At 65.2% G+C, this 503-nt stretch carries 1 pseudogene; it reads left to right on the forward strand.

The window, feature by feature from the left end:
• Positions 1–503 (forward strand): annotated as a pseudogene (locus EN984_RS37170) (peptidase S10); the annotation flags it as partial.

A 503-nucleotide genomic window follows, 5' to 3' on the forward strand; every position in this document is an offset into this window, starting at 1 on the left:
GATCTTCTACGTCGCCTACACGCTGGAGCCGCTGGCGAGCGTGGCCAAAGACCCGCATCGGCCGATCACCTTCGTGTTCAATGGCGGCCCTGGAGCAGCGTCCGCCTATCTGCATCTCGGCGCACTCGGTCCACGGATAATCGCGACGGGAGCCGATGGCGAACTCCTGCCCTCACCGCAAAGACTGATCGACAATCCGGACAGCTGGCTCGACATGACGGATCTCGTCTTCGTCGATCCGGTGGGGACCGGCTACAGCCGCGAGGCACCGGGGCAGGACACGCGCGATTTCTGGGGCGTCAACCAGGATGCCAGCTCGATTGGCGCCTTCATCCGGCTCTATCTCGCGCAGAACGGCCGCACCGGGTCGCCGCTGTTCCTCGCCGGCGAAAGCTATGGCGGGTTCCGCGCGGCGCTGCTCGCCAGGACATTGCAGGAAGATATCGGCGTCAGTCCGAGCGGCATCGTGCTGATCTCGCCAGCGCTGGAGTTCACGCTGGTGC

The organism is Mesorhizobium sp. M7A.F.Ca.CA.004.12.1.1 (assembly GCF_003997835.1).
Taxonomy (GTDB): Bacteria; Pseudomonadota; Alphaproteobacteria; order Rhizobiales; family Rhizobiaceae; genus Mesorhizobium.